This is a genomic window from Kitasatospora sp. NPDC059803 (genome assembly GCF_042732255.1).
GTDB lineage: Bacteria > Actinomycetota > Actinomycetes > Streptomycetales > Streptomycetaceae > Kitasatospora.
Genome location: NZ_JBHWIJ010000244.1, coordinates 1 through 8,698 on the forward strand (window position 1 = coordinate 1; position 8,698 = coordinate 8,698).

7 protein-coding genes are annotated in these 8,698 nt (G+C 73.9%); 1 reads left to right on the plus strand and 6 read right to left on the minus strand.

Annotation, left to right across the window (positions count from 1 at the left end):
* Positions 1-345 precede the first annotated feature (345 nt).
* A complete protein-coding gene (locus ACFV6I_RS29850) occupies positions 346-1,104 on the plus strand; it encodes a DeoR/GlpR family DNA-binding transcription regulator (RefSeq protein WP_363378426.1) in 759 nt (252 codons plus the stop codon).
* A gap of 77 nt (positions 1,105-1,181) precedes the next feature.
* Here ACFV6I_RS29850 and ACFV6I_RS29855 read toward each other — a convergent pair whose 3' ends face one another.
* From ACFV6I_RS29855 to ACFV6I_RS29880, 6 genes are all read right to left on the minus strand, one after another.
* Positions 1,182-2,090, minus strand: a complete 909-nt coding sequence (locus ACFV6I_RS29855) for a carbohydrate ABC transporter permease (RefSeq protein ID WP_380428627.1) — start codon at positions 2,088-2,090, stop codon at positions 1,182-1,184.
* The gene (locus ACFV6I_RS29860; protein ID WP_079135325.1) at positions 2,087-3,043 is read right to left on the minus strand and encodes a carbohydrate ABC transporter permease; all 957 of its coding nucleotides are present in this window, start codon (positions 3,041-3,043) and stop codon (positions 2,087-2,089) included. Before ACFV6I_RS29860 ends, ACFV6I_RS29855 begins: the two co-directional genes overlap by 4 nt.
* 94 nt (positions 3,044-3,137) lie before the next feature.
* On the minus strand, positions 3,138-4,451 hold the full coding sequence (locus ACFV6I_RS29865; protein ID WP_380380351.1) for an extracellular solute-binding protein: 1,314 nt from the start codon (positions 4,449-4,451) through the stop codon (positions 3,138-3,140).
* Positions 4,452-4,890: 439 nt separating this feature from the next.
* Positions 4,891-6,672 (minus strand): beta-galactosidase family protein, encoded by a 1,782-nt coding sequence (locus ACFV6I_RS29870; protein ID WP_380428630.1) that lies wholly within the window; start codon positions 6,670-6,672, stop codon positions 4,891-4,893.
* Positions 6,673-6,722: 50 nt separating this feature from the next.
* On the minus strand, positions 6,723-7,583 hold the full coding sequence (locus tag ACFV6I_RS29875) for a class II fructose-bisphosphate aldolase (protein WP_063345960.1): 861 nt from the start codon (positions 7,581-7,583) through the stop codon (positions 6,723-6,725).
* Positions 7,584-7,608: 25 nt separating this feature from the next.
* Complete coding sequence (locus ACFV6I_RS29880) at positions 7,609-8,559, minus strand: 1-phosphofructokinase family hexose kinase (protein WP_063345961.1); 951 nt, start codon at positions 8,557-8,559, stop codon at positions 7,609-7,611.
* Positions 8,560-8,698 lie beyond the last annotated feature (139 nt).

Sequence of the window (8,698 nt, forward strand, 5' to 3'; positions counted from 1 at the left end):
AGGTCGACGAACCCGGGCACGACGGTGTACCCGGTCAGGTCGAGGTCGCCGGGCCCGCTCTCGCCTCCGAGGCCGGCGATCCGGTCGCCCTCGACAGCGAGGCGGCCGCCCTCGACGATGCCGCCGGGCAGGACCAGCCGGGCGCCGGCCAGGGACATGCGGTCCGCTGTCACGCGGTCACCTCCGGCGCTGCTCCAGGCAGCCGCAGAACTGAGTGAAGTTGCTTGTTTCATAGCCATGATAGTCAGATTCGAGCGGACGACCAGACCTGCGACCTGTTCGCCGAAATCAGCCCGACCCGGCGCCACCCAGGGGTTTGGCTCCCGACCGGGCTAGAATCGCATCATGCTCAAAGCTGATCGCGCCACCCGGATCCTCTCGCACGTCACCGAAGCGGGGAGCGCCGATGTGCACGCGCTCGCCGAACTCCTGGACGTCTCGACCGCGACCGTGCGCCGCGATCTCCAGGAGCTCCACGAGCAGGGACTGCTGCACCGCACCCGGGGCGGCGCGGTGACCGGCTCGGTCAACCTCGAACTGCCCCTGCGCCACCGCGGCGAGAAGCAGCGGGAGGAGAAGCGCCGGATCGCCCTGGCGGCGGCCGAACTCGTGCCGGAGGGGGCGGTGGTGGGCCTCAGCGGCGGCACCACCACCAGCGAGCTCGCCCGGGTGCTCGCCGAGCGCACCGGCATCACCGTCGTGACCAACGCGGTGAACATCGCCGCCGACCTGATCGTCCGCCCCGAGGTGCGCCTCGTGGTGATCGGCGGCATCGCCCGCACGGCCAGCTACGAACTGGTCGGCCCGGCCGCCGACCGGATGCTCTCGCAGTACCACCTGGACATCTCCTTCATCGGGGTGGACGGCCTGACGGCGCAGGAGGGCTGCACCACGCACGACGAGATGGAGGCCCAGACCGACCGGGCGTTCCTGCGCAGCAGCGCGCGCTCGGTCGTGCTGGCCGACAGCACCAAGGTCGGAAAGGTCACCTTCGCCCGGATCTGCCCGCTCTCCGACGTCCACGACCTGGTGACGGACGACGGCCTGACGGACGCGCAGCAGCGGGCCGTCACCGGCTGTGGCGTCCGGGTCCGGCGGGCCTGACCGCCGACGGGCCCCGGGGCGCGGCCTGATCCACCGGCCACGCCCCGAGGCCCCGGTTCAGGCCCGGCGGATCCGCCTCAGGCCTTGACGCCGCCCGCCGTCAGGTCGGTGCGCCAGAACCGCTGCAGCAGCAGGAAGGCCACGACCAGCGGGACGACCGAGACCAGCGAGCCCGCGACGACCAGGTTGTACGGGGTGTGGTCCCGCAGGCCGTTCCAGTAGTAGAGGCCGAGGTTGACCGGCCAGAGCTTCTGGTCGGAGAGCGTGACCAGCGGCAGGAAGAAGTTGTTCCAGATGGTGGTGAACTGGAACAGGAAGATGGTCACCAGCGCCGGCGAGAAGATCCGCAGGACCACCGTGAAGAAGATCCGGAACTCCCCCGCGCCGTCCATCCGGGCGGCCTCCAGGATCTCGTCCGGGACGGACGCGGCGGCGTAGATCCGGCTGAGGTAGACGCCGAACGGGCTGACCATGCTCGGCAGCAGGACCGCCCAGACGGTGTTGACCAGATGGGCCTTGGACAGCAGCAGGTAGACCGGCAGGGCGAGGAGCGGCGCGGGGACGAGCACCGCGGCGAGGATCGTGTTGAACACCGCCTCGCGGCCCCGGAACCGGTACTTGGTGAGCGCGTAGCCGGCCATCGCCGCGAGCAGGGTGGCGGCCGCGGCGCCGACGCCCGCGTACAGCACGGTGTTGAGGAGCCAGCGGAAGTAGAGCCCGTTGTTGGCGGTGGCCAGGTCGTGCAGGTTGTCGCCGAGGTGGAGGGTGGAGAACCAGAACCCGCCGCTGCCGAACAGGTCGCTGCTGCTCTTGGTGGAGGCCACCAGCAGCCACCAGGCGGGCAGCAGGAAGTAGGCGGAGAGCACGAACAGGACGGCCGTGCCGAGGACGTTGGGGCGCGGCCGGCGGCCGGGAGCACCCGGGTGGGCGGGGCGGCGGCGCGCCGGGCGGGCGGTCTCGGGGCGGCGGAGGTCGGCGGTGCTCATGCGGTCACCCGGTTTCCGGTGATGCGCACCGAGAGGCGCAGGAAGGTGAAGGACAGGACGCAGGTGGCCAGGGCCAGCAGGACGGCGATGGCCGCCGCCTTGCCGTAGTCGTTGGTGCCGAACGCCGCGTTGTACGCCGCCATGTTGGGCGTGTAGTCGGCGGAGACGGTCGAGGCCAGCGAGTGCAGGACCATCGGCTCGGTGAAGAGCTGGAGGGTGCCGATGATGGAGAAGATCCCGGTCAGCACCAGGGCGGGGGCCACCAGCGGGATCTTGATGTGCCAGGCGGTCCGCCAGGGGCCGGCGCCGTCGAGGTCGGCGGCCTCGTAGAGCTCGCTGGGGATGGCCTGGAGGGCGGAGAGGATGACCAGCATGTTGTAGCCGGTCCAGGTCCAGGTGACGATGTTGGCCATCGACCACAGGACGGTGCCGGAGGAGAGGAAGTCGGCGTCGATGCCGATGTCCCTCAGCCCGGCGACGAGCGGGCTGGTCCCGGGCAGGTAGAGGAACGCCCAGAGGATGGTGGCCACGACGCCCGGGATCGCGTACGGCAGGAAGTAGGCGAGCCGGAAGAACTTCCGCAGCCGGGTGCCCTTGGCGTCGATCAGCAGGGCGAGGCCGAGGGCCAGTCCGAGCATCACCGGGACCTGGACCACGCCGAAGAGCAGCACCCGGCCGACGCCCGCGAGGAACGAGCCGTCGCCCAGGGCCGCGGTGTAGTTGTCGAGCCCCGCGAAGACCGTTCTGGCCGGGCCGAAGCCCAGGCCGGAGCGCTCCACGCGGTACAGGCTCTGCCAGAGCGCGTACCCGATGGGCAGCAGGAACAGGACGGTGAACAGCAGGCCGAAGGGGGCCAGGAAGCCTAGGGCCGCGCGGTTGCGGGACGTCTTCCGTCGTGCGGTAGCGGCCTTCGGGGCGGTGCGGCCCGGCACCGCCGGGGTTGCTGCGCTCATCTGGGGTTCTCTCTCGTGCGGGCGGTGGTCGGTCCCTCGGGCGTGTCGGGCGCGCCCGGGCCGGCGGACCGCGCGGGGTCCGCCGGCGAGCCGGTCAGCCGGCGGTGACCGTCAGCCCCTTGGACTTCATCGCGTCGACGGTCTTGTTCTGCACCGTGCCCAGCGCCGCCGTCAGGTCGCCGTGGGCGGCGACGGCCGCGCCGAAGGCGTCGGTGAGGTCGCTGGAGGTCTGGGTCATGGTCGGGCCCCAGCTCCACTTGGGGGCCTGCGCCGTCGCCTGCTTGAAGACGTCGAAGATCGGCTGGTTGCCGAAGTAGGCGCTCGGCTTCGCCAGCGCCGGCGCCGACGTGCCGCTGGTGGAGGCGGGGTAGATGCCGGCCTTGTCCACGAGGGTGCCGACGGCTGCGGCGTCCGTGCTCATCCAGTTGGCGAAGCGCAGCGCCGCGGCGGTGTTCTTGCAGCCCTTGACCACTGCGGTGGACGAACCGCCGTCGTTGCCGACCGACTTGGCGCCGCCCTGCCACTGCGGCATCGGGGCGACCGCCCACTTGCCGGACGCCTGCGCCGCGTTCTGTTCGAGGATGGAGGAGAACCAGACCGGGCCGGGGTAGGCGGCGAGCGTGCCGTCCTGGAGGTCCTTGTAGAGGTCGGGGCTGAAGCCCTGCTCGGACTTGACCTGGCCCTGGTCGATCAGGCCCTGCCAGTACTTCGCGACCTTGGTGGTGGCCGGGTCGCTCGCGAGCGAGACCTTCCAGCCCTTGCTGTCGGTGCCGAACCAACTGCCGCCGGCCTGGGCGGACATGCCGGCGAACCACCACGGGTCGTCCGGGTTGAACACGCTCAGGTACCCGTTGGGGTTGGTGGCGTGCACCTTGGCGGCGTCGGCGGCGAACTCCTCCCAGGTGGCCTGCGGCTTCAGGCCGTACTGGGCGTACAGGTCGGTGCGGTAGTAGAGCGCCATCGGGCCCACGTCGACCGGGATGCCGTACACCTGGCCGCCGACCTTCACCGCGTTCCAGGCGCCGTCCCCGTACTGCGACTGGTACTGCCCGGCCTCGCCGCTGACGTCCTGGACGGCGCCCTCCACCACGAAGCTGGGCAGCGACTCGTAGCCGACCTGGGCCAGGCAGGGGGCGTTGCCGGCCTTGACGGCCGCGAAGATCTTGGCGTAGCCGCCCTTGCTGCCCGACACGATCTTCTCGAACTTGACCTTGGCGTCCGGGTGGGCCGCGTTGTACTGGGCCACCGCCTCCTCGTAGCCCGGCGCCCAGCCCCAGAACGTGACCTCGGCGGAGCCTCCGCCGCCCGAGGCGCCGTCACCGCCCGATCCGCAGGCCGCGATGCCGGCGAGCAGCGGCAGCGTGGCGGCGGCGGCCAGCAGGCGGGTGCGGATTCGTGTCTTCGCCATGAGGATCTCGTCCTTTACGTGTACTGGCCCTCGGCCGTCGCGGCGCGGTGTCGGGTGGACGGCGGCCGGCGCGAGCGGGTGCGGTGCGGTGAGGGTGCGGTGAGGGTGGGGGTGGGGGTGCGGGTGCGGTGGGGGTCGGCAGGGTGCCCGGGTTCCGGAGGTTCTGGGGCCGGCCGGGAGTGCCGCCGCGCGTCGGCGGCTTCCTCACCGGACCGGTTCCGGCTCCGGATCCTGGTCCTGGTCCGGGCCCGGTCCGGGTGTCGGTGGTCGCGTGCCCATCGGACCACCCCCTGCTCTATGGTGCGCAGTTCGGATGAGTATTGCTCAATATCGAGCAGGTTCCTAGGGCTTCGGAGCACGAAGCGGTCTCGGTTTCGACACGGCCCGTCGCGCGGAGAACCGGGCGGAGAGCCGGGCGACGGGCCGGGTGCGCGGAGCGTCAGCCCAGGTCGGGCCCGGCCACCAGGTGCACGGCGGGTTCGCCGGAGCGGTCGAGTTCGAGGACGGTGATCTCGTTCGTCCCGCTGCGCAGAACCGGCCAGGGCAGGAAGAGCGTGCACTGCGGTCCGCGGTCCCAGTAGCGGCCCAGCAGGAAGCCGTTGACCCAGACGTAGCCCTTGCCCCAGCCCGGCAGCGCCAGGTAGCCGTCGGCGGGCTCCCCGACCTCGAAGGCGCCGCGGTGGAAGGCCGCTCCGGGGCCGGCGGCCGGAGCGACGGCCGCGTCCCAGGGAAGCCGGTCCGGTGTCCCGTCGGCCAGCGGCATCGGGTCGGCCGTCCACCCGTGCAGGTACTGCTGGGTGTGCAGGGCCCCCGCGATCCCCTTGCGGTCGCCGATCCCGGCGCCGTAGTTGACCCGGCCCATCGACTCGACCAGCAGTTCCAGCCGGGCACCCGCGCCGGGCACCGGGACGAGCAGGGGCTCGTGCTCGACGTCCCGTTCCAGGGTGGCGAGGTGGGTGCCGTCGACGCGGACGTGGGCCCGGTCGGCGAGCCCCTCGACGGTCAGCGGGTACGCCGTGCGCGGGCCGGGGATGGTGGTCCGGTAGCGGACGAGGCCGTGCGGGAGGCCGAGTTCCTCGAAGGAGAGCGGGACGGCGGAGCGGACCTCGCCGGTGGACAGCTGGTCCACCACGTCCGCCAGCGGCAGGGCCCTGTCGAGCTCCACCCGGCACGCCGGCAGCGTGGCCGGGAGCTCCTCGGGCTCCGGCACCGGCCCGTCCGCGTACGCCGCCAGGACCTCGCGGAAGGCCCGGAACTTGGCCGTGGGGGCGCCTCGTTCGTCCAGCGGGGCGTCGTAGTCGTAGGAGGTGACGGTCGGCTGGTAGCCCCGGCCGGTGCGCGGGTCGGCGGTGTTGGCGCCGGCCCAGGTGCCGAAGTTGGTGCCGCCGTGGGCCATGTAGAGGTTGACGGAGGCCCCGGCCGCCAGGATCTCACGCAGGGCCTCGGCGGCGTCCTCGGCCGGGCGGGTGGTGTGCGGCTCTCCCCAGTGGTCGAACCAGCCGTTCCAGAACTCCATGCACATCGGCGGGTCCTGGGGGCGGTGGCGGCGCAGCTCGGCGAAGGCCTCGGTGGCGCGGCTGCCGAAGTTGACGGTGGCGAGGTGGCCGGGAAGGGCGCCGCCGGTGAGGAAGAAGTCCTCCGGCCCGTCGGAGGTGCAGAGCGGGACGTCGATACCGCGGGCGCGCAGGCCGTCGGCGAGGTGGGCGAGGTAGGCCCGGTCGGTGCCGTAGGAACCGTACTCGTTCTCGATCTGGACCATCAGGACGTTTCCGCCGCGGGTGGTCTGGTGCGCCGCCAGGATCGGGATCAGCGTGTCGTACCAGCGGTCGACGTGGGCCAGGAAGCGCGGGTCGCCGGTGCGCAGCGGCAGGCCTCGGCCCGCCCTGCCCGGTTCGGCCAGGAGCCACCAGGGCAGGCCGCCGTTCTCCCATTCGGCGCAGATGTAGGGGCTCGGGCGGACGATCGCGTGCAGTCCGGCGTCCGCGGCGGCCCGCAGGAAGGCCTCCAGGTCGGCGATGCCGGTGAAGTCGTACGTGCCGGGGCGGGGCTCGTGCAGGTTCCAGGGGACGTACGTCTCCACGGTGTTGAGCCCCATCGCCCGCAGCATCCGCAGGTGGCGCGGCCACTGCCCGGGCAGGCTGCGGAAGTAGTGCAGGGCGCCGGAGAGCAGGCGCAGGGGGCGCCCGTCGAGCGTGAACCCGGTCCGGGAGATCTGGAGCATGAGTGGTCCTTGAGGGGGCGGTTCGGGGGACGGTGTCGGCCGGGGCCGGGTCATCCGGCAGTGCCTGCGACGACGGGCAGGAGCCGGCCGACGGCCTCGGTGATCGCCCCGCGGCCCGCGGCCAGGTACGCGCGGGGGTCGACGCCCCGCTCGTCCGCCGCCAGGTGGGACCGGACGGCGGTCGTCATGGCGATGCTCAGGGCGGTGCCGATGTTGACCTTGGCTATGCCGCCGTGGACGGCGCGGCGCAGTTCGTCGTCGGGGACCCCGGAGGAGCCGTGCAGGACGAGCGGGACGTCGAGGCCCGCGTGCAGGGCGGCGAGCAGGTCGTGGTCGAGCCTGGCGTCGCGGGAGGTCATCGCGTGGGAGCTGCCGACGGCGACGGCGAGGGCGTCCACGCCGGTCTCCTCGACGAAGCGCCGCGCCTCTGCGGGGTCGGTGCGGGCCCCCGGCGCGTGGGCGTCCAGCGGCCCCCGGCCGTCCTTGCCGCCGACCTCGCCGAGTTCGGCCTCCAGCCAGAGCCCGGCGCCGTGCGCCCAGACGGCGGCCTCGCGGGTGGCGGCGACGTTCTCCGCGTAGGGCAGGTGCGCGGCGTCGTACATCACCGAGCTGAACCCGCATTCGGCGGCCTGGCGGAGCAGGACGCCGGTCTTCACGTGGTCCAGGTGCAGCGCCACCGGGACGGTGCTCGGCTCGGCGCAGCGCACGGCGGCCGCGGCGAGCGGGGCCAGCCGCCCGCCGTGGAACCGCACCGCGTTCTCGCTCACCTGGAGGATCACCGCGGTGCCGGCGGTCTCGGCGGCGGAGACGACGGCCTCGACGTGCTCCAGGGTGATGACGTTGAAGGCGGCGACGGCGCCGTGCCGGGCCGCGGCCCGGGCGACGAGGCCGCCGGTGGCTGCCAGGGGCATGAACTCTCCTGTCGGGTGGGGCTGTTCAGTCGGAAGGAGCTGAGCCGGCGAAGGGCGTGGCCGGGGTGACCCGGACCAGCGGGAGGTGGCCGCGGTAGGCCTGCGGGTCGAACCGGCCGGCGTACGGGGCCTGGACGGCGGCGGCCGACAGGGCCACCGCGTGGGCCAGCGCCGCCGGCCACGGCGTGCGGTCGGCGAGGGCCGCGGCCAGCGCCGCGACCGCCGCGTCCCCCGCGCCGGTCGGGTTCCCCCGCACGACGGCCTCCGGGGGCAGCCGGGCCCGCCAGTCGCCGTCCGGGGTGACGGCGAGGAGCCCGTCGGGGCCGAGCGAGGCGACCACCGCCCGGGCGCCGGCGTCGACGAGGGCGTGTGCCGCGCGGAGCGGGTCGGCGATGCCGGTGGCGCGGCGCAGTTCGACCGCGTTCGGCTTGACGGCCGTGGGCCCGGCCGCCAGTGCCCCGGTGAGCGCGGCGCCGTCGGCGTCCAGGACGACCGGCACGCCCTGGTCGTGGGCGAGGCGGACCAGGTCCGCGTAGGCGTCGCCCGGCAGGCCCGGCGGCAGGCTCCCGGACAGCACCAGGGCCCGGGCGGTGGGGAGCAGACCGCGGACGGCGGCGCGCAGGGCCGTCCAGTCCTCGGCGGAGAGCTCCGGTCCGGGCTCGTTCAGCACGGTGGCGTCGACGGCGTCGACCACGGCGACGGTGCGCCGGGTCGACGTGCCTGCGGCGAGCGGGACGCCCAGGCAGGCGATGCCGGCCCGGTCGAGGTCGGCCCGCAGCACCGCGCCGGTGGACCCGCCGAGCGGCAGGACGGCCGTGGTGCGCCGGCCGAGGCCGTGCAGCACCCGGGCCACGTTCACGCCCTTGCCGCCGGCCTGTTCGTGGACGGAGGCCACCCGGTGGCTGGTGTGCGGGCGCAGCGCCGGCACGCCGTAGGTGATGTCCAGGGCGGGGTTCGGGGTCACGGTGACGATCACGGCGCCGGGCTCCGTTCCGGGGCCGCGCGGTCGGCCGCCGCGGGCCGGGGGGGGCGGGCGGGGCCCCGGCCCCCCGCCCCGGCCCCCCCCGCGGCCGGGCCCCCCGGCGGCGGGCCCCGGGTGCGGGCGGGGCCCGCCC